Annotated in this window: 21 protein-coding genes and 1 pseudogene; 2 read left to right on the top strand and 20 right to left on the bottom strand. The window is 66.1% G+C overall.

Annotation, left to right across the window (positions count from 1 at the left end):
* Positions 1–3: 3 nt before the first annotated feature.
* From nuoF to G6N54_RS10665, 19 genes are all read right to left on the bottom strand, one after another.
* Positions 4–1,320 carry an NADH-quinone oxidoreductase subunit NuoF gene (gene nuoF, locus G6N54_RS10750; protein WP_163790089.1) on the bottom strand — a complete coding sequence of 439 codons (1,317 nt, stop codon included), beginning with the start codon at positions 1,318–1,320 and terminating at the stop codon, positions 4–6.
* Positions 1,317–2,090 (bottom strand): NADH-quinone oxidoreductase subunit NuoE, encoded by a 774-nt coding sequence (gene nuoE / locus G6N54_RS10745; protein WP_163790087.1) that lies wholly within the window; start codon positions 2,088–2,090, stop codon positions 1,317–1,319. Before nuoE ends, nuoF begins: the two co-directional genes overlap by 4 nt.
* Positions 2,087–3,412: an NADH dehydrogenase (quinone) subunit D gene (gene nuoD / locus G6N54_RS10740; RefSeq protein ID WP_163790085.1), complete on the bottom strand. Its 1,326-nt coding sequence runs from the start codon at positions 3,410–3,412 to the stop codon at positions 2,087–2,089. Before nuoD ends, nuoE begins: the two co-directional genes overlap by 4 nt.
* Positions 3,412–4,140: an NADH-quinone oxidoreductase subunit C gene (locus G6N54_RS10735; RefSeq protein WP_163790083.1), complete on the bottom strand. Its 729-nt coding sequence runs from the start codon at positions 4,138–4,140 to the stop codon at positions 3,412–3,414. Before G6N54_RS10735 ends, nuoD begins: the two co-directional genes overlap by 1 nt.
* Entirely contained in the window at positions 4,137–4,691 is a 555-nt protein-coding gene (locus G6N54_RS10730) for a NuoB/complex I 20 kDa subunit family protein (RefSeq protein WP_036467525.1), read from the bottom strand. Before G6N54_RS10730 ends, G6N54_RS10735 begins: the two co-directional genes overlap by 4 nt.
* 8 nt (positions 4,692–4,699) lie before the next feature.
* A complete protein-coding gene (locus G6N54_RS10725; protein WP_163790081.1) occupies positions 4,700–5,077 on the bottom strand; it encodes an NADH-quinone oxidoreductase subunit A in 378 nt (125 codons plus the stop codon).
* Between the two features lie 336 nt (positions 5,078–5,413).
* Positions 5,414–5,815 (bottom strand): Rv3143 family two-component system response regulator, encoded by a 402-nt coding sequence (locus G6N54_RS10720; protein WP_163790079.1) that lies wholly within the window; start codon positions 5,813–5,815, stop codon positions 5,414–5,416.
* 30 nt (positions 5,816–5,845) lie between these two features.
* Entirely contained in the window at positions 5,846–6,382 is a 537-nt protein-coding gene (locus G6N54_RS10715; protein ID WP_163790077.1) for a YceI family protein, read from the bottom strand.
* An 8-nt stretch (positions 6,383–6,390) separates the two neighbouring features.
* Entirely contained in the window at positions 6,391–6,792 is a 402-nt protein-coding gene (locus tag G6N54_RS10710; RefSeq protein ID WP_163790075.1) for a nuclear transport factor 2 family protein, read from the bottom strand.
* A 9-nt stretch (positions 6,793–6,801) separates the two neighbouring features.
* The gene (locus G6N54_RS30410; RefSeq protein WP_232073623.1) at positions 6,802–7,140 is read right to left on the bottom strand and encodes a DUF6285 domain-containing protein; all 339 of its coding nucleotides are present in this window, start codon (positions 7,138–7,140) and stop codon (positions 6,802–6,804) included.
* On the bottom strand, positions 7,137–8,177 hold the full coding sequence (locus G6N54_RS10705; protein WP_232073620.1) for a phosphotransferase family protein: 1,041 nt from the start codon (positions 8,175–8,177) through the stop codon (positions 7,137–7,139). The genes G6N54_RS30410 and G6N54_RS10705 overlap by 4 nt, the downstream gene beginning before the upstream one ends.
* Positions 8,174–9,412, bottom strand: coding sequence for an acyl-CoA dehydrogenase family protein (locus tag G6N54_RS10700; RefSeq protein WP_163790073.1), 1,239 nt, complete (start codon positions 9,410–9,412; stop codon positions 8,174–8,176). Before G6N54_RS10700 ends, G6N54_RS10705 begins: the two co-directional genes overlap by 4 nt.
* A 24-nt stretch (positions 9,413–9,436) precedes the next feature.
* Positions 9,437–10,066 (bottom strand): TetR/AcrR family transcriptional regulator, encoded by a 630-nt coding sequence (locus G6N54_RS10695; RefSeq protein ID WP_163790070.1) that lies wholly within the window; start codon positions 10,064–10,066, stop codon positions 9,437–9,439.
* Positions 10,066–10,965: a hydroxymethylglutaryl-CoA lyase gene (locus G6N54_RS10690; protein WP_163790068.1), complete on the bottom strand. Its 900-nt coding sequence runs from the start codon at positions 10,963–10,965 to the stop codon at positions 10,066–10,068. The genes G6N54_RS10695 and G6N54_RS10690 overlap by 1 nt, the downstream gene beginning before the upstream one ends.
* A 3-nt stretch (positions 10,966–10,968) precedes the next feature.
* Complete coding sequence (locus G6N54_RS10685; protein WP_179969194.1) at positions 10,969–12,252, bottom strand: CaiB/BaiF CoA transferase family protein; 1,284 nt, start codon at positions 12,250–12,252, stop codon at positions 10,969–10,971.
* Positions 12,249–13,448 carry an alpha/beta hydrolase gene (locus G6N54_RS10680; protein WP_163790067.1) on the bottom strand — a complete coding sequence of 400 codons (1,200 nt, stop codon included), beginning with the start codon at positions 13,446–13,448 and terminating at the stop codon, positions 12,249–12,251. The genes G6N54_RS10685 and G6N54_RS10680 overlap by 4 nt, the downstream gene beginning before the upstream one ends.
* Positions 13,448–14,563 (bottom strand): homogentisate 1,2-dioxygenase, encoded by a 1,116-nt coding sequence (locus G6N54_RS10675; RefSeq protein WP_163790065.1) that lies wholly within the window; start codon positions 14,561–14,563, stop codon positions 13,448–13,450. Before G6N54_RS10675 ends, G6N54_RS10680 begins: the two co-directional genes overlap by 1 nt.
* Positions 14,564–14,729: 166 nt before the next feature.
* Positions 14,730–15,698, bottom strand: coding sequence for an NADPH:quinone oxidoreductase family protein (locus G6N54_RS10670; protein WP_163790062.1), 969 nt, complete (start codon positions 15,696–15,698; stop codon positions 14,730–14,732).
* Positions 15,699–15,761: 63 nt separating this feature from the next.
* Positions 15,762–16,709, bottom strand: coding sequence for an acrylyl-CoA reductase family protein (locus G6N54_RS10665; protein ID WP_163790060.1), 948 nt, complete (start codon positions 16,707–16,709; stop codon positions 15,762–15,764).
* A gap of 66 nt (positions 16,710–16,775) precedes the next feature.
* Here G6N54_RS10665 and G6N54_RS31325 point away from each other — a divergent pair.
* Positions 16,776–16,997: pseudogene (locus G6N54_RS31325) on the top strand (aldo/keto reductase); the annotation flags it as partial.
* Positions 16,997–17,527, top strand: a complete 531-nt coding sequence (locus G6N54_RS10655) for a GNAT family N-acetyltransferase (protein WP_163790058.1) — start codon at positions 16,997–16,999, stop codon at positions 17,525–17,527. The pseudogene G6N54_RS31325 and the gene G6N54_RS10655, both read left to right, overlap by 1 nt.
* Positions 17,528–17,570: 43 nt before the next feature.
* On the opposite strand, the gene G6N54_RS10650 is transcribed toward G6N54_RS10655, so the two are convergent.
* Positions 17,571–18,830, bottom strand: coding sequence for an IS30 family transposase (locus tag G6N54_RS10650; protein ID WP_456299235.1), 1,260 nt, complete (start codon positions 18,828–18,830; stop codon positions 17,571–17,573).
* Positions 18,831–18,900 lie beyond the last annotated feature (70 nt).

Raw genomic sequence — 18,900 nt, 5'->3', positions numbered from 1 at the left:
CATTCACGCCTTTCCGTTGGCCGTCAGCATGGAGTCTCGGGGGTCGAACGGGCAGCCGCCTCCTTCGACGTGGGCGATGTACTCGTCGCGGAAGTGCTTGATCGACGACATCACCGGGCTGGCCGCGCCATCGCCCAACGCGCAGAACGACTTTCCAAGGATCGCGTCGGAGATGTCGAGCAATTTGTCGAGATCCTCGTGGGTGCCCTTGCCCGTCTCGAGTCGCGTGTAGATCTGGTCCAGCCAGAACGTGCCCTCGCGGCACGGCGTGCATTTGCCGCAGGACTCGTGCTTATAGAAATACGTCCAGCGCTGCACCGCGCGGACCACGCAGGTGGTCTCGTCGAAGATCTCCAGCGCCTTGGTGCCCAGCATCGATCCGGCGGCACCCACGCCTTCGTAATCCAGTGGCACGTCGAGGTGTTCGTCGGTGAGCAGCGGTGTCGACGATCCGCCGGGCGTCCAGAACTTCAGCCGGTGTCCGGCGCGGACCCCGCCGGCGTAGTCGAGCAACTCGCGCAGCGTGATGCCCAGCGGGGCCTCATACTGGCCGGGGCGGGTGACGTGTCCGGACAACGAATACAGCGTGAAGCCAGGCGATTTCTCGGTGCCCATCGACCGGAACCATTCGACGCCGTTGAGAATGATCGACGGCACGCTGGCGATGGTCTCGACGTTGTTGATCACCGTGGGGCAGCCGTAAAGGCCTGCCACGGCGGGGAAGGGCGGGCGCAGCCGGGGCTGGCCGCGCCGGCCCTCAAGACCCTCCAGCAGCGCTGTTTCCTCGCCGCAGATGTAGGCGCCCGCACCGGCGTGCACCACCAGCTCCAGGTCGTAGCCGGATCCGTTGATGTCGGTGCCCAAATAGCCGGCGGCATAAGCCTCGGCCACCGCGTTCTGCAGCCGGCGCAGCACCGGCACCACTTCGCCGCGCACGTAGATGAACGCGTGGCTGGCCCGGATGGCGTAGGAGGCGATGATGGCGCCCTCTACCAGTAGGTGGGGCGTCGCCAGCATCAGCGGAATGTCTTTGCACGTACCGGGTTCGGACTCGTCCGCGTTGACCACCAGGTAGTGCGGCTTGGCGGCCGGCCCGGAGTCGCCCTGCGGGATGAACGACCATTTCGTTCCGGTCGAGAAGCCGGCGCCGCCGCGACCGCGCAGGCCCGAATCCTTCACGGCCCCTATCACCGCGTCGGGCTCCATCGCCAGCGCCTTCTTGAGTGCCTGGTAGCCGTCGTGGCGTTGGTAGGTCTCCAGCGTGAACGACTTCGGGTCGTCCCAGTAGCGGCTGATGACGGGGGTCAGCGGGGTGGTCATGACTTGCCTCCGGGAGCCGGTGGGGGTTCCATGCCCTTCTCCTTCGCCACCTGCAGTCCGGCCAAAGTGGCTGCGCCGGCGCCACCCTGGCCTTCGTCGGGGCGCTCGTCGGGGAGGCCGGCCAGAATGCGGGATGTCTCGCGGAACTTGCACAGCGGCGCGCCCCGGGTGGGCGCCTTGGGTTTCCCGTCCCGCAGCGAGTCGACGAGTTCCCGTGCCGATTCGGGTGTCTGGTTGTCGTAGAACTCCCAGTTGACCATCACGACCGGGGCGAAGTCGCAGGCGGCGTTGCATTCGATGTGCTGCAGCGTGACCGATCCATCGGCGGTGGTCTCGTCGTTGCCGATGCCGAGATGCTCTTTGAGCGAGCCGAATACGGCGTCGCCGCCCATGACCGCACACAGCGTGTTGGTGCAGACGCCGACCAGGTAGTCGCCGGTCGGGCCTCGGCGGTACATCGTGTAGAAGCTGCCCACCGCCGATACCTCGGCGCCAGTCAGCCCGATTTGCTCGCCGCAGAACTCCAGGCCCGCCGGGGTTAGGTAGGAATCCTCGGCCTGGACCAGGTGCAGCAGCGGCAACAGCGCAGAACGCTTGTCGGGGTAGCGGCTGATGATCTCCTTGGCGTCGACCTCGAGGCGCGCCCGAACCTCCGGTGAATACGACTGGGGCGCACCCTCGACCACGAATTGATTGGGTTCTTCGGGAGGCGGTCCGAGCCGGATGAACACCCGCTCGCCAGAGCCGTTCCCTCCCACGGGCGCCGTCATCGGTCGACTCCGCCCATGACCGGGTCGATGCTGGCGACCGCGGTGATCAAGTCGGCGACCATCCCGCCCTCGCACATCGCGGCGACCGATTGCAGATTGGTGAAGGAGGGATCGCGATAATGCACTCGGTACGGCCGGGTTCCGCCGTCACTGACCATGTGCACGCCGAGTTCCCCGCGGGGTGATTCCACTGCGCTGTAGACCTGGCCGGCCGGCACCCGGATGCCCTCGGTGACCAATTTGAAGTGGTGTATCAACGCTTCCATCGAACCGCCCATGATCTTGGCGATGTGTTCGGGTGAATTACCCATGCCGTCGGGGCCTACCTTCAGGTCGGCGGGCCAGGCGATCTTACGATCCTCGACCATGTGCGGTCCGGGCTTGAGCTTGTCCAGGCACTGCTCGACGATCTTGACCGACTCCCACATTTCCTTGACACGAATGATGTAGCGCCCGTAGGCATCACACGTGTCGGCGGTGATCACGTCGAACTCGTAGTTCTCGTACCCGCAGTAAGGTTCGCTCTTGCGCAGGTCGTGCGGTAAACCGGTGGAACGCAGGATCGGGCCGGTGATGCCCAGCGCCATGCATCCGGCCAAGTCGAGATAGCCGACGTCCTGAGTGCGCGCCTTCCAGATGGCGTTTTCGTTGAGCAGATCACCCATTTCGCGCAGCACCTGCTTGAGCACCTTGAGGCCCTCGACGATGTCGGCTTCGGCGTTGGGCGGTAGATCCTGCGCCACCCCGCCCGGGCGAATGTAGGCGCTGTTCATCCGCAGACCGCTGATCTTTTCGAACAGGGTCAACACGATCTCGCGTCCCCGGAAGCCAACGAACATCGGCGTCATCGCGCCCAGTTCCATGCCGCCGGTGGCCAGCGCGACCAGATGCGAGGAGATCCGGTTGAGCTCCATCATCAGGACGCGGATGACGTTGACCCGCTCCGGGATCTCATCGGTGATGCCGAGCAGCTTCTCGACGCCGAGGCAGTAGGCGGTCTCGTTGAAAAACGGTGACAGGTAATCCATCCGGGTCACGAAGGTGACGCCCTGCGTCCAGTACCGGTATTCGAGATTCTTCTCGATTCCGGTGTGCAGGTAGCCGATTCCGCAGCGCACCTCGGTGACGGTCTCGCCTTCGATCTCCAGGATCAGCCGCAACACCCCGTGCGTGGACGGGTGCTGGGGACCCATGTTGACGACGATGCGTTCACCGGGATCAGCGGCGCGGGCGGCCTCGACGACCTGCCCCCAGTCCTGTCCGCCGGCGACCACGACAGTTTCGGCGCCGCCATCGTGCGTCGAGTCAGTGATTGTGCTCATTAGTTGTACGCTCTCCGCTCGTCGGGCGGGGGTATCTGTGCGCCCTTGTACTCGACGGGAATACCGCCGAGCGGGTAGTCCTTGCGTTGCGGATGGCCGTGCCAGTCGTCCGGCATCTCGATGCGGGTCAGCGACGGATGCCCGTCGAAGATGATGCCGAAGAAGTCGTACGTCTCGCGCTCGTGCCAGTCGTTGGTCGGGTAGATCCCATACAACGACGGGATGTGCGGATCGCCGTCTGGCGCAGAGACTTCCAGCCGGACGCGACGATTGTGGGTGATCGACTGCAACGGGTAGACGGCATGCAATTCGCGGCCGGTTTCGTGCGGGTAATGCACGCCGCTGACGCCCAGGCACATCTCGAAGCGCAGTTCGGGTTCGTCGCGCAGGCGTTGGGCGACGTGTGGCAGTGCCTCGCGGCGCACGTGCAACGTCAGCTCGTTGCGGTCGACGACGACTTTTTCTATGGCGTTTTCGAATTCGATGTCGCCGGCCTTCAGTGAGTCGGTGAGCCGGTCGACCACGTCGTCGAAGTAACCGCCATACGGCCGGGGACTGCTGCCCGGCAGGGTGACTTCCCGCACCAGGCGTCCGTACCCGGAGGTGTCACCCGATCCTGAAATGCCGAACATGCCGCGGCGCACGTTGATCACTTCTTCGCCGGGCGCGGGCACCGCACCACCCACCTCGCTGGCGGCCACCTTCGGGTCCTGCTCCGGTGAACTCATCGCAGCAGTCCACGCATCTCGATGGTGGGCCGCGCGCCCAGGGCCGCCTGCTCGGCTTCGGCGATGGCCTGTTCGCGGTTCACGCCGAGCGGCATTTCCTGAATCTTCTCGTGCAGCTTGAGAATTGCGTACAAGAGCATCTCCGGACGGGGCGGGCAGCCGGGGAGGTAGATGTCCACCGGAACCACGTGGTCCACGCCCTGAACGATCGCATAGTTGTTGAACATTCCGCCGGACGACGCGCAGACGCCCATGGCCAACACCCATTTCGGTTCTGCCATCTGGTCGTAGATCTGGCGCAACACCGGGGCCATCTTCTGGCTCACCCGCCCGGCCACGATCATCAGGTCGGCTTGGCGCGGTGTCGCCGAAAAGCGCTCCATCCCAAACCGTGCGATGTCGAACCGTGGTCCGGCCGTTGCCATCATCTCGATCGCGCAGCAGGCCAATCCGAATGTGGCCGGCCACAGTGAGTTCTTGCGGACGTAGCCGGCGATCTTTTCGACGGTCCCGAGCAGGATGCCGGCGGGTAGCTGTTCTTCCAGGCCCACGATTTACCTCAATCCCATGTCAGGCCGCCGCGGCGCCACACGTAGGCGTAGGCCACGAAGACCGTGAGCATGAACGCCACCATCTCGACCAGAGCGAACATCCCCAGCGCGTCGTAACTGACGGCCCACGGATACAAGAACACGATTTCGATGTCGAAGACGATAAACAGCATTGCGGTCAGGTAATACTTCACCGGAAACCGCTGCCCGGGCGTCGCATGCGGACCACTCACCGACGTTTCGGTCGGCTCGATTCCACACTCGTAGGCGGCCATCTTCGACTTGTTGTAGCGCGACGGGCCGGCCAGGCTCGCGATCACGACCGAACCGACAGCAAAGGCGGTGGCGATCCCGCCTAGCACCAGGATGGGTATGTAGACGTTCAACTCGCTCCAAAGATCCGTCGTGGGCCGCCTATAAAGCGACCAGGCGGCGACCGGGCTGCTGTGACGAACCGGGTCTGTAGCTCGTAGCAGTGATCTTCAACATAGCGTTGGGGTGGCTGGGACACGTGCTCGGGGTGATGGTAATCACTCGGCTGTGGTCTTCGCCGAGTTTAGACAACAACCGAGCGACGGGCAGCCGGGAACGCTCGGCGAGCGTGGTGTGGCGTCAGTTTTCTGCGATGCCGGCACGATATGCATGGCGCCGGCCTGACATTCATTTCAGCGGTGCGCGGCAAGCGGACCGGGGTGACCTCGGTCCGGATCGAAGCGGCGGGGCTAGATGGCGGGAGCGCGGAGCAACTCGAGCACGGTGCGGCCCAGCACGATCGGGTCGATCGGATGGGGCACCGCCGCCTCGGCGCGCGACCACGTCGCCAGCCACGCGTCGTCCGGGCGACCGGTGAGCACCAGGATCGGCGGGCAGGTTTCGAGTTCGTCTTTGAGCTGTTTGGCGATTCCCATACCGCCGGTCGGTGTCGCTTCCCCGTCGAGGATGACGAGGTCGATCCCGCCCTCGTCCATCGTGCGGATCACCATCGGGCCGGTCGCCACCTCGACATAGTTCAGCTCGGGCAGATCCGGGTGCAGGCGCTTGCCCAATGCCCGCTTCACTGTGTCGCGGGTGTTGGGGTTGTCGCTGTAGACGAGTATCCGCAGAGCGATGGTGGCGTCGGGCACGGTGCAGATGCTACTGGTGCGCGACCGGCTTTATTGGTTAGACCGTACGAAAACGGCCTGCGCCGCGGCCCTGACCGTCGGCGCGATCATGCCGAACTTGTTCCAGCCGATGTCGAACTGGGATCGATCGATCAAGGTTTCGCCCGAGATTTGAATCGAACCGTCACTGGTCTCGGTGACCGTGACCGGTAACGGTACCGGCGCGGTGACGCCCTTGATGGTGAAGTTGGCGCGCAGGTCCGCGGCCTTGCCCTCGGTCGGGTGCACCGCGGTGACGACGACGCTGATCTCGGGAAAGCGTTCGACGTCGAAGAAATCGGCCGAGCGCAGATGCTCGTCGCGACGGCCGATGCCGGTGTTCACCGAGGCGGTGTGGATGTCGAGGCGGCCGAAGACCGCGCCCTTGCCGGTGAGTTGTCCGTCGCCGGAGAACTCGGTGAAGCGGCCCTTGACGTTCACCAGACCCCACATGTTCCTGATCTTGAACGTCACCGCCGACCGGTCGGGAGCGATCTTCCACACCCCGGCCAAGTCCGGGTCGTTCAGCAGCGTTTCCAGCGTCGTCATCGTCCGTCTCACCTCATCAGCGGCGTTATACCGGCAGGGTCGAAGTATTCGTCGATCCGGTCGATCAGAGCATTTGTGCCCACCCTGATCACGATACAAACGCGCAAGGAGATCGATTGGCCGGCATGGCCTGTGGCGTGCAGGACGTGCTGCTGGACGAAGCCGCTGATCGATCCGTCCTCGAAGAGCTGACGATCGAGGATCTCGTAGCGGCGCTCGCTCGTAGCATCGATGAACCAGTCGATGACTTTTAGCGCGCGGGTCTTGTCGTCATCACGTGTGGAGCCCACCCGCCATACCGCGATGTCGTCGCTCCACATTCGGCTTACCGCGGTCTTGTCGCCGTCGACGATCGATGCGAACAGCCGGTCGGCCGTCTCGGCGACGACCTCGGCGGTAGCAGCAGGCATGGCGGGCTCCTATTCGCTGTCGTATCCGGGATGGGCAACCGCCAACCGATTACGCACCAGGGTTCGCAGACCGGCGAGCACGTCGCCGGCACGCTCGTCGAGTTCACCGGCCCGGATGGCGGCGGCAAGCTGCTCCTCGTCGGGGAAACCCAAGCCGGCCAGTGCTGCTTGCGATTCCGCCTCGCTTTCGTCGAGCAATTCACGCTCGACGATCCGCAGCGCGTTGGCGGCCACTCGGGAGTGTAAGTTGACCTGGCCGCTGGTTGCCGCCCGGACGTCGGTTTCCAGGAACTCAGCCACCGCGGCCACGAGTTCGGCCGCCAGTGGGCGACCGTAAGCGCCGATCACGACCGGACCTCCCCTGATTGCCCGTCTCTGCCCCTCGCCGCTGCGCGGCGCGCATCCTCACCGGGTGCTTCGAGCAGATTCAACAGGTCCCACTCCGTCTCGCTCACCCGGCGACCGATCGTCGCCAGCTCGACCGAACGGGATTGGCCGCTCAAATGCCGCTCCGCCTGGAAGCGGCAGATGACACCCCAGCGCAGGGTGGCCAACACCAGCCACCAGTGCAGCGCAGCCCGGTCGATGGTGGTTCCGCTGGCCTGCTCGTAGTCGCGCACGAAGCTCTCGATACTGCCGAGGCCGCCGGCGCCGAGGCTGGCCGGGGCGCCGAACCGCCACGCGCGGATGCAGAACCAGGCCAGGTCTTCATAGGCCTCGCCGAGGTGCACCAGCTCCCAGTCGAGCACCGCTGCCAGGTCGGATCCGTCGACGATGAGGTTTCCCATCCGGTAATCCCCGTGCACCAGAACCCTCGTCGACGGTGGCGGGCGGTGGGAGGCCAGCCAGCGAAACGCCCACTCGAAGGTGGCGGTGGTGTCGTTCATCGCGTCGAGCCGCTCGCGGTATTCCACGAGCTGGTCCTCGTAGGTCAGGCCGGGAATCTGCGGGTCGGCCCGGTGAATGGCGGCCAGTGCCTGCGCGCATTGCCGCAGCAGCCCGGTTCGGCGGGCGTACCCGCCGGCGGCGTCGAGCTGGCGTTGAATGCGCCGGACGATCGTTTCTCCTTTGATCTCGTCGCAGACGAGAAACGGATTGCCCAGTGCGGCAGGCGAATCGTCGGCCACCAGGATGTGGGGGACCGGTGCACCGGCCGCGGCGGCAGCGGCCTGCGCACGGGCCTCGAGTTCCATGCCCGCGTGTACGTCGTCGGGCGGTCCGGTGCGCAGGATCAGCGCGCGGCGCTGGCCGTCGCTGACCGCGTCGAACGCCCATGTGCTGCGGCTGGCACCACCGGTGAGAGCGCGCAGGTTCTCGATCGTGGTGCCCGCGCCGAGCACCGGCACCAGGATCGTGGTTAGGTTGGTGGCCAGCTCCTCGGTCACTGCTTGCCAAACTTGAACAGTCGCTGCGCCACTCGGCGGATCTGAATTTCCTCGGCGCCCTCGGTGATCCGGTACCGGCGGTGGTGGCGGTAGATGTGCTCGAACTGCTCATGACGGCTGTAGCCGAGCCCACCGTGGACCTGCATCGCGCGGTCGGCGGCATCGCACACCAGCCGGTTGGCGCGATAGTTTGCCATCGACACCTTGTCCGACACCTCCATGTGGTGGTCGCGATCCAGGTGCCAGGCGGCGAATTGCACCAGCAGGCGCACCATCTGCGCCTCGGTCTGCAGCTCGGCCAGCGGCCATTGCACGGCCTGATTGACCGACAGCGGCTTGCCGAACACGTGGCGTTTGGCGGCATATTCGGCGGCCCGGTCGATGCAGTATTGGGCGGCGCCCAGGCTGCTCGCGGCTTGACGAATCCGGTTCTCGTGCAGGAACGTCTGCGCGACCTCCAAGCCACGGTCGACCTCCCCGAGCACCGCGTCGGCGGGGATGCGCACATCGGTCAATTCGACTTCGCCATGATCGGTGGGCATGTTGAACGTCCACCAGTAGTAGGGGACCGTGAATCCGGGCGTGTCGGTGGGCACCAGAAACGCGGTGATACCTCGGGCTTGCCCCGGCTCGCCGGAGGTCCGGGCGAAGACCAAATCGTGGGTGGCGCGGTGTACGCCGGTGTTGAATCGCTTGGAGCCGTTGATCACCCAGCTGTCACCGTCGAGTTGGGCTTGGGTTTCCAGCCAGGTCGCGTCGGATCCGTGCTGCGGCTCGGTCAGCCCGAACGCCATGGACCGCTCCCCGGTGATCAGCGCCTCGGACCACACACTGCGCTGCTCGGCGGTGCCGAAACGCTCCATCATGATCACCTGGGGAAAGTTCCCGACGATCGACGATTCGTTCTGCAACTCGTTGTGCAGTCCAAGCCCCTTGTGCGCCAAATGTTCCCGGATCACCGCCATGTCGACATTGGTACCGTCGCGGCCGCCCAGCGAGGCCGGCAATCCGTAGCGCAGCCAGCCCGCTTTGTCGGCGCGCCGGCGCATCTCGGCGAGCAGCTCCTCCCACTCTTGCGTCGGGATCCCGTCGTTGTCCCAATCGGTGCGGGCGTGCTCTCGTCGCTGGTCGAAATACTGGATATTTTCGAGTTCCAGCGGCTTGATCTCCGCCTCGATGAATGCATCCATCTCGGCCAGCACACCCGGAAGATGTTCTGGGAGAGTGAAATCCATAGTTACCTCCTCGCGATCCTCGCGTCACACGCCGTAGAGAGTCTTCTTCCAAATCGTCGACAGGGTGGCGATGGCGTCCTCGTCGCTGATCTGGATTCCGAGACCGGACTGCCCGACGAAGACGGTGGTGAAGTTCTCGAACAGCAGCGCGATGGCGGCCGCGGTGTGTTGCGGATTGAGCTCGCCGCCGTAGCCCTGCTCCTGGGCGCGCCGCACCGAGGCGGCCACGATGTCCATGCCGAACTTGCGAAACTCGTTCTGCACGGCCGCAAACCGCGGCTGTGTCGCGGCCAGCTGCGAGACGGCGATCATGATGCCGATGTTCTGCTTGAAGATGTTCCAGTAGCCGGTGACCACCGAGGTGAAGAACGCGTCGTCATCCGCGGAATCCGGCAGGTGCACACTCAGGCCCGACGGTGCCACGACGTCGTGCAGGAAAGACTCCGCGAGCGCGGCGAGCAGATTTTCCTTGTCGGCGAAATACCGGTAGAAGACCGCCGGTGATTTTCCCGCGGCCGATGTGATGTCGGCCAGCGTGGTGCCGTGAAAGCCACGCTCGGCAAACAGTTTTCGCGCTGCTTGTTCGATGGCCTGCCTGGTCTGACGGCCTTTGGATGTCAGCGCCCGCGACCCGTCGGCGCCGGACTCGGGCATCAGGTCCGGATCCGGTCGCCGGCACGCAGTAGGGCGCTCGGCAGGTCATGGCCCACAGTCGATTTCGCGACATCGGCGGCGGCGATCGCGGCCTGCAGGTCGACGTCGACGTCGATGCCGCTGTCGGTCAGCAGGTAGACCAGGTCTTCGGTGGCGATGTTGCCGGTGGCGCCCGGGGCGAACGGGCAGCCGCCCAGCCCGCCGACCGAGGAGTCCAGCCGGGTGACGCCGGCGTTGACCGCCGCGTACGCGCTGGCCAGCCCGGAGCCGCGGGTGTTGTGGAAGTGTGCGCCCAGCGGCAGGTCGCCGATCACCGGACGCAGTTGGGCGATCAGCGAATTCACCCGGCCCGGCGTGGTGGTGCCGATGGTGTCGGCGATCGACAGGCGGTCGGCTCCGCGGTCGCGGGCGGCCGCGGCGATCTCCAGCACCCGCCGCGGTGGGGTGGGGCCTTCGAACGGCGAGTCCCACGCGGTGGCGATGACGACCTCGACCGTGACCGGAAAGCCGGAGTTGCCGTGCGCGATCGCGAGGATCTCGTCGATCTGGTCGGTGGCTTCGGCGCTGGTGCGTCCGACGTTGGCCTGACTGAACGTGTCGTCGGCGGCCACCACGTATTCGATCGACCGCATGCCGGCGGCGACGGCGCGCTTGGCGCCGTTCGGGCTGGCCACCAGGGCGGAAAATTCGATGTCGGGATAGTTGTGCAGCTCGGCGGCGAGGTCGGCGGCGTCGGCCATCGACGGCACCTTCGTCGGGGACACGAATGCCGTGACCTCGACCTCGCGCACACCGGTAGCTGCCACCGCGGCGAGCAGTTCCAGCTTGGCGGACAACGGGATTGGCTTCTCGATCTGCAGCCCGTCGCGCAGCGCCACCTCACGGATGTCGACGTGCACGGTTTACAGCACCCCCTCGCCACGCAATGCCTGGAGCTGCTCGGCGGTCTTGCCCAGCAGCCTGGCGTAGACGTCGTCGTTGTGTTGTCCCGGGCAGGCGGGTCCGGCGTGGCGGACACTGCCCGGCGATTCCGACAGCACCGGAATAACACCGGGCCCCAACACATTGCGCTCGATGCGTTCGTCGTAGTGCTCGACCAGCATCCCGCGTGCCCGCAGCTGGGGATCCTCCACCACGTCCGCGACGGTGTTGATGGGACCCGCGATCACACCCGCGGCAGAAAGGGTTTCGACGATGTCGCCGAGCTGCCGCTCGGCGGCCCACGTGGCGATGATCTTGTCGAGCTCGTCCTGGTTGCGGCCGCGCGCGGTGTGTGTCGCGAACCGATCGTCACCGGCCAGCTCCGGGCGACCCATAGCCGCACACAGCCGGGCGAACACGGTGTCCTGGTTGGCGGCGATCACCACCCACGAATCGTCGGCGCTGCGATAGATGTTGGACGGCGCGATGCCCTCCAGCCGGGTGCCCGACGGTCCGCGCACCACGCCGCCGACGTCGTAGTCGGGGATCGTCGATTCCTGGATGGCCAAACATGATTCGGTCAGCGCGACGTCGACGACCTGTCCCCGCCCGGTGACGCTGCGGCGGTACAGGGCGGCCATCGCGCCTTGGGCACCGAACATGCCGGCCAGGCTGTCGCCCAGGGAGAGTGCGATCCGCGGCGGTGGTCCACCGGGAAATCCGTTGAGGTGCCGCAGTCCACTGGCGGCCTCGGCCACCGAGGCATAGCCGGCCTTGTGGGCATCGGGCCCGGTCTGGCCGTAGCCGGACACCCGGACCAGGATGATGCCGGCGTTACGCGCGCTGAGCACGTCGTAGCCCAGGTCCCACTTCTCCAGCGTGCCCGGACGGAAGTTCTCCACCACGATGTCGGACTTCTCGACGAGCTCGAGGAACAGCTCGCGACCCGGCGGCCGGCGCAGGTCGAGCGTGATGGCCTTCTTGTTGCGCGCGGCCACTGTCCAGAACACGTGGTGGCCCTGGTGCTCGGCCTGTCCCCAGTTGCGCAGCGGGTCCGGGGCGCCCGGTGGCTCCACCTTGATGACTTCGGCGCCCATATCCCCGAGCAAGCGGCCGGCGAATGGACCCGCGATCAAGGTGCCCAGTTCGAGCACCCGGATGCCGTCGAGCGGTCCGCCCGGTGCTGAATGCCGCCCCTGTTTCCCGCGAGCCGGAGGTGCCCCCACCCCTTCGCTTCGCGCTGGATCGTCGTTGGCGGACGTCATTCGGCGCTCGCGAAATCGTGTCGGACCAGCCAATCGGTGACTATGTCGACGGCCTGGCGCAGCTTGTCGCGCTGATCCGGACCGGCGTAATAGTGTGTGGCGCCTGGGATTTCGTGCATTTCCTTGTCGGGATGCCCAATCGCGTCGAACAGCCGCCGGGTGTGGCTGGGTGTGCAGGCGTCGTCGGCCAGGTTGCCGATCACCAGCGCGGGGATCGCGATGTCGCGCCCGCAGTCCACGCCGTCGCCGCGTGCCTCGTCATAGCTCCATTGCGACAGCCAGCCGCGCAGCGTCGAGAAGCGAGCCAGCCCGACCGGGCTCATGTTCACCACGTGCGGGTCGCCCAGGTAACAGGTCCCCGGTGTGCGCTCATTGGGATCCACGCTGGGATCCAGCCAGCGCGGGTCGGCCATCGTGCCATGCACGACGAATCCGAACTCGTCGTCGGGGCGGCCCTGAGCGGTCAATTCAGCCAGCTTCTCTTTGACCCATGCGGTGATGCGGCGGTTGCGGTCAATCTGCGCTTGACGGTACCGGGCCAGGAATTCCTCGGTGTAGGGCGGCTGGTTGGGGTTGTCGGGGTTGTAGAGATCTAGCTCTGGATCACGCTTGGTGGGATCGGATTCGTCGAGGATGGACGCGTCGAGCCATTCGGTCAGCGTGCCGTGCCGGCTGATGTGTGCGGCCAGCAGCATGATGCCGTCGGCGGCGGGCAGCTCCAGCTTGGTGAGGTCGGGCCTGTCGCCAGTCGGGCTGGACGTGATCGTCGCGTGCTGGGCTTGCTGCTGGTAGAACACCGACAACGAGCCGCCGCCGCTCCACCCGGCCAGCACCACCTTGGCGTAGCCCAGCCGGTTCTTGGCGTCCTTGATGCACTCGCCGAGATCCTCGACGACCTTCTCCATCAGCAGCGCCGAATCGGTGCCGCGGAACCGGCTGTTGCAGTAGATGACGTGGTGGCCGGCCCGGGCCAGCGCGTTGATCATCGGCAGGTATGCCCCGCCGCCGATCGGGTGCATGAAGACCAGCACGGTGTCCGACGGCTTGTTTTTGGGCTTGAGCAGATAGCTCTCCAGCACGGTGATCTCGGCCAGCCCACCATAGACGTCGCGGACACTGGAATTGTTCTGGAAGGCAACCAGATACGGGATTCGCTCGTAGTCGTGCTTGACGGTTTGTTTCACGGCTTGACTCATCAATGTTGTCCTAAATCGTTGGCCAGTACTTCGGGTGACGGTGTCAGGCGCCGGCGGGTGTCGATGGCGATGACCTGCCAGTCGACGCGCGAGTGCTCGTCGAACTTGCGGCGTGCTCTTTCGCGTGCCTTCTCCGGTACGCCGTGGTGAACCCCTTGTGGCGCATGGGTAATCAGGCCCGGGGGCATTGGGATCCCGTAGAGCGAGCCGCCGTGGAAGAACGCGATTTCGTCGTAGTCGACGTTGCGGTGATACCAGGGGGTTCGTTCGGTGCCGGCGACGCCCTCGGCGGGCTTGGGCAGGAAGTTCATCACGTAGACGCCGGTTGCCTGCATGAACAGATGCACAGTCGGCGGCAGGTGGACGCTGTCGGAGGTGATCACGTTGTAGTCGTCGATGTTGAAGGTGAAGGCGAAGTTGTCGCCGCGCCAGCCTTCGATGTCGAGCGGATTATGTTGGTAGACAAGCGTTGTCGGTCCACCTTCCAGAACATCGCGGTGGACAAGCCGGACCTCGTACTCCTCGTGGGCCGTCAAACCAGGGACGTCCTCGATCGGTGCCGGTTCGGGAACCGTGACCTGCGACGGGTCGAACGGGAAGTGGCGGCCCAGCGGCCCGGGCGGTGGCACCCGGAACTCGTCGGTGGCCTCGATCATCACCCATGTGGTTTCGCGATCCGGCACCTGGCGCCACGTGCATGCCTTCGGGATGTAGACCCAGTCGCCCTCGCGGTAGCGCAGCGGCCCGAACTCGGTCTCCAGCAGCCCGGTGCCCCGGTGTACGAAGGACAGCAGATCGCCGTCGACATGGCGGGCGAAGTAGGGCATCGGTTCGTGCCGGCGGCTGAGCAGGATGCGGCAGTCGTCGTTGCTGAACATCAGCAGCGGTCCACCGTTGGCATCGGTGGCGTCGCTGGGTTTGAGCTCGCTGGACAGCACGTCGAGCGGCCGCAGCGGTCCGGACGCCCGGAAGGCGGTGGGGTCGTGGCGGCGGTAGATGTTGGCCGTCCTTCCGGTGAACCCGCCCCGGCCGAGTTCGTCGTCCTTGAGGCCGTCGAGGTCGGCGTGCAGGCGACGCGGCGTCTTGCCTTTGCGCAGGTGAACGAAGGATTCCATGGGTGGCACTCCTCGGAGCTGACGGCAAAACTGAAAGTGACATTACTGTTTGTTTCGAGCGTGCACAAGGGTGATGCCGTGCTTGCGCCCTTAGCGCCGAGACTTAAACCATTGCGGAGCGCGGCGTGTCGTCGCAGACGTTGAGTGTCGCTGATCGGACGGGGGGTCAACGGACCCGCAGGACGACTTTTCCTTTAGCGGTGCGATTCTCCATCGACGCGACCGCCGCGGCGGCCTGATCCAGCGGGTAGACCTCCGGCTGCGGGGCGGCCAGCTCTCCCGAGCTGAGCAGGCGTTCGAGTCCGGCCCACTGCTCTTCCAGCGCCCCGGGGTGTGTTCCCGCCCAGGCGCCCCATCCGACGCCGACGACGTCAATGTTGTTGAGCAGCAACCTGTTTACCTTCACGGTGGGAATCTCGCCGCCGGTGAAGCCGATGACCAGCAGCCGTCCGCCGGCAACCAGCGAACGCAGCGAGTCGGTGAACCGGTCACCGCCGACCGGGTCGACGACCATGTCGACGCCGCGGCCGCCGGTCAGTTCCTTGACCGCATCCTTGAATCCGTCGGCCAGCACGACATCGGTTGCGCCTGCCGCGGTGGCGATCTGGGCCTTCTCCTCGCTGCTGACGACCGCGATGGTGCGTGATGCCCCGAGCGCCGGTGCCAGGCGCAGCGTCGAGGTCCCGATGCCGCCGGCCGCGCCGTGCACCAGCAGGGTTTCGCCCTGTTGCAGGCGGCCGCGTACGGTCAGCGCGAAGTACATCGTCAGGTCGTTGAACAGCAGCCCGGCGCCGGCCTCGAAGCTCACGTTGTCCGGCAGCTTGAACGCCCGGTCGGGGGAGAGCACCGCGACCTCGGCCATGCCGCCGCTGAGCATCGTCAGGCCTACGACCCGGTCGCCGGGCTGCACGTGCGCGCCGTCCGGTGCCGATCGAACCACCCCGGCGATCTCGGCTCCCAGCACGAATGGGGGGTCGGGACGGTATTGATAGAGGCCGCGGGTCAGCAGCGCGTCCGGGAACGCGGCACCCGCCGCGTGCACCTCGACGACGATCCCGTCGCCGGTGGGCTCATCGACCTCGCCCACCTCGATCGCCTCCGGACCATCAAGCCGAGTCACCCGTGCAGCGCGCATGTTGCCTCCGTTGTCGATAGCGCCGGACGCCTCCGCCCAGCGCTCGAATAGCCTACTGCGAGCTCAGAATCCGCCGGCGACACGTACCACCGCGCGGCCGGAGTAGCTGCCGGCGCGCAGCTGATCCAACACCCCGACGACGTCCTTGACGTCGACGTCGCTGGTGACCGAGTCCAGGTGCCGCGGCTTGAGCGAGTCGCCGAGCAGTGCCCACAGCTCGCGCCGCCGGGCGATCGGCATCACCGTGGTGTGCAGCGCGGGTCCACCGGTGAGTCCGCTGGCCGCCACCGCCCCGCCGTAGTCGACGCTGCTCAGCACATCGGCCAGCGTCGCGCCGCCGACGCAGTCCACCGCGCCCGCCCAGCGCGCCTTCGCCAGCGGGCGCGGTTTGGCGTCGGGATCGGTGGGCAGCCGGCCGATAACCTCCGCGGCGCCAAGTTCTTTCAGCATTGCGGCCGCCGCTTCCTTACCGCTGGAGGCGACCACGTGGTACCCGGCGGCCGCGAGCAGATCGACGCTGACCGAACCCACCCCGCCGGACGCGCCGGTGACCACGATGGGCCCGGCGTCGGGCACGATGCCCCAATCGATCAGCGCCTGCACGCTCATCGCGGCGGTAAAGCCGGCGGTTCCGATGGCCGCGCCCTCGCGCGGGCTCAGCGCGCCGAGTGCCACCACCTGATCGGCCGGCAACCGCGCGTACTCGGCGTAGCCGCCGTGGTGGCCGGTGCCGATCTGATACCCGTGCGCCAGCACCTTGTCACCCACGCCGAAGTCCGGCGACTGCGATTCGACGACCTCGCCGGTGAGGTCGATGCCCGGAACAATCGGATAGTCGCGCACGACGCCGCCCTTGGGTGTCAGCGCCAGCGCGTCCTTGAAGTTGACGCTGGAAAACAGCACCCGGATCGTGACCTCACCCGGCGGTAGGTCGGACGGGCTGAGCGTCTCGACCGCTGCGGTGATCCGGTCACCATCTTGACGGGCGACCAGCGCCTGAAAAGTTTCCATAAGACGACGCTAGCCTCACCGTATGGACGCCTTTCCGCTCGGTCGCTTCTCGGTTTCCCGGGTCAGGTTTGGGGCCATGCAACTGCCCGGTCCCGGTGCGCTGGGGCCGCCGCGCCACTCGGACGCACACCCGCGCAGGTCGCGCTGGCATGGACGCTGAGCGTGGCGCCCAACGTGCTGCTGATTGCGGGTACCTCGTCGCTGGGGCATCTCGAGGAGAACCTGGACGTAGCGTCGATCGAGCGCGGCGATGCCACTCGCGAGCAGCTGAACGCGGTCGCCGCCTGATGCGGGTTCGACGCGCCACCGCTGCCGACGCCGCGGCGTGTGCCGACATCTACCGGCCCTACGTGCTGGACACCGCGATCTCGTTCGAGACCGACCCGCCGACGGCGCCCCAGATGGCGGACCGCATCGAAAAGGCGCTTGCGATGCACGAATGGCTGGTGCTCGAGGTAGACGGACAGGTCACCGGTTATGCCTATGCGGGCCCGTTCAATCCGCGTGCCGCCTATCGGTGGGCGGTCGAGACGAGTGTCTATCTCGCCCAGGACGCGCGGCGGGCCGGTGGCGGCCGGATGCTCTACGCCGAGCTGTTGAAAAGGTTGGCAGAGCGCGGTTTTCGCCAGGCGTTCGCGGGTACTGCGCAGCCCAACGAGGCGAGCGACGCGCTGCATGCGGCGTTCGGGTTTGTCCGCGCCGGTTACTACCGGCGGGTGGGGTGGAAGCTGGGCGCCTGGCACGATGTCTCGTGGTGGCAGCTCGAACTGCCCGGACCGGGCGGCGACCACGACCCACCGCGCCCGATAATCGGTTAACTCTCGCCGAACGTGCACTCGTCGCGAAAAATTCGCGGTGGATTCAAGGTTTGGTTGCAACAGTTGTGTCTGTCGGGGTGGACAGTAGCTTGTTGAGGCGGTTGGTGGGGTTGTCCCAGTTGAAGCGTTTTCGGGGTCGTCCGTTGAGTTCGTCGGCGACGTAGGCGAGGTGTTCGGCGTCGTGCACCGAAAGGTCGGTGCCCTTTGGAAAGTATTGCCGTAGTAGGCCGTTGGTGTTCTCATTGCTACCGCGCTGCCAGGGTGAGTGGGGATCGCAGAAGTAAACCTCGATGCCGGTGTCGATGCTGATGCGGGCGTGGTGGGCCATTTCGTGGCCTTGGTCCCAGGTCACGGTGCGGCGCAAGGTGGCGGGCAGGTCTTTGACCGCGGCGATCATGGCCTCGGCGACGGCCTCGGCGCTACGGGTATGGGGTAGGTGCAGCAGTCGGACATATCCGGTGGAACGTTCAACCAGCGTGCCGATTTGAGAGGCCTGGTCCTTGCCGATGATCAGGTCTCCTTCCCAATGGCCTGGCACGGCGCGGTCGTTAGCTTCGGCGGGCCGCTCACTGATGTTGACCATGCCTTGGATACGGCCGCGGCCGTCACCGGCGCGGGCCCGTCGGCGCGGTTTACGCAACGCGCGCCCGGTGCGCAGGCATGTCCTCAGTTCCCGGCGCAGTTCTCCGCGCCCTTGCACGTAAAGCGCCTGGTAGATGGTTTCGTGGGACACCTGCATCTCCGGGCGGTCAGGATAGGTCGCGGTCAATACCCCGGCGATCTGTTCGGGGCTGTACTTGTTGACCAACAACGCTTGCACCTCGGCCCGCAATTGCTCACAGCGGCCCAACTTGCCGGTCTTGGGTCGACGCGCCCGTTGCTCGCTGCGCCGCTGAGCGATGCGCGCCGAGTAGCCCGACTTCGCGTCCCAACCGGCCCGGCGGGCCCCGAACCGATACCGGGCGCGATAACGGCCCACATGCCCTCGCATGACACCGTTGTGGGCAATCTCGCGCATGATCGTCGACGGCGCCCGGCCCAACCGGCGCGCCATCGAACGGATCGACTCACCGTGCGCGGTGCCGATCATGATCTGTTCACGCTCATCCGCCGACAGCCGCGGCCGTCGCTGTCCTTGAGGCTTTGACCATCGTGGATTCACACCACCAAACCTGCGAAACCACTTGCTACCGCACGTCGCCGACACGCCGACCGCCACCCCGGCATCCTCCGAGGACCATCCCGCAGCGATCAAATCCCAATACCGCCGCTGCACCACCAACAACTGAGGCTGACCCGTCATCAACACCCCTAACTACGAAGTGTTGCAACCACCCCTTGAACTCAAGCGCGCGAAAGTCGCCATGGTTGCA

The organism is Mycobacterium stomatepiae, from assembly GCF_010731715.1.
Taxonomy (GTDB): domain Bacteria; phylum Actinomycetota; class Actinomycetes; order Mycobacteriales; family Mycobacteriaceae; genus Mycobacterium; species Mycobacterium stomatepiae.
The sequence above is the reverse complement of the archived record's forward strand: the minus strand, read 5'-3'. Positions and strand labels throughout refer to the sequence as shown.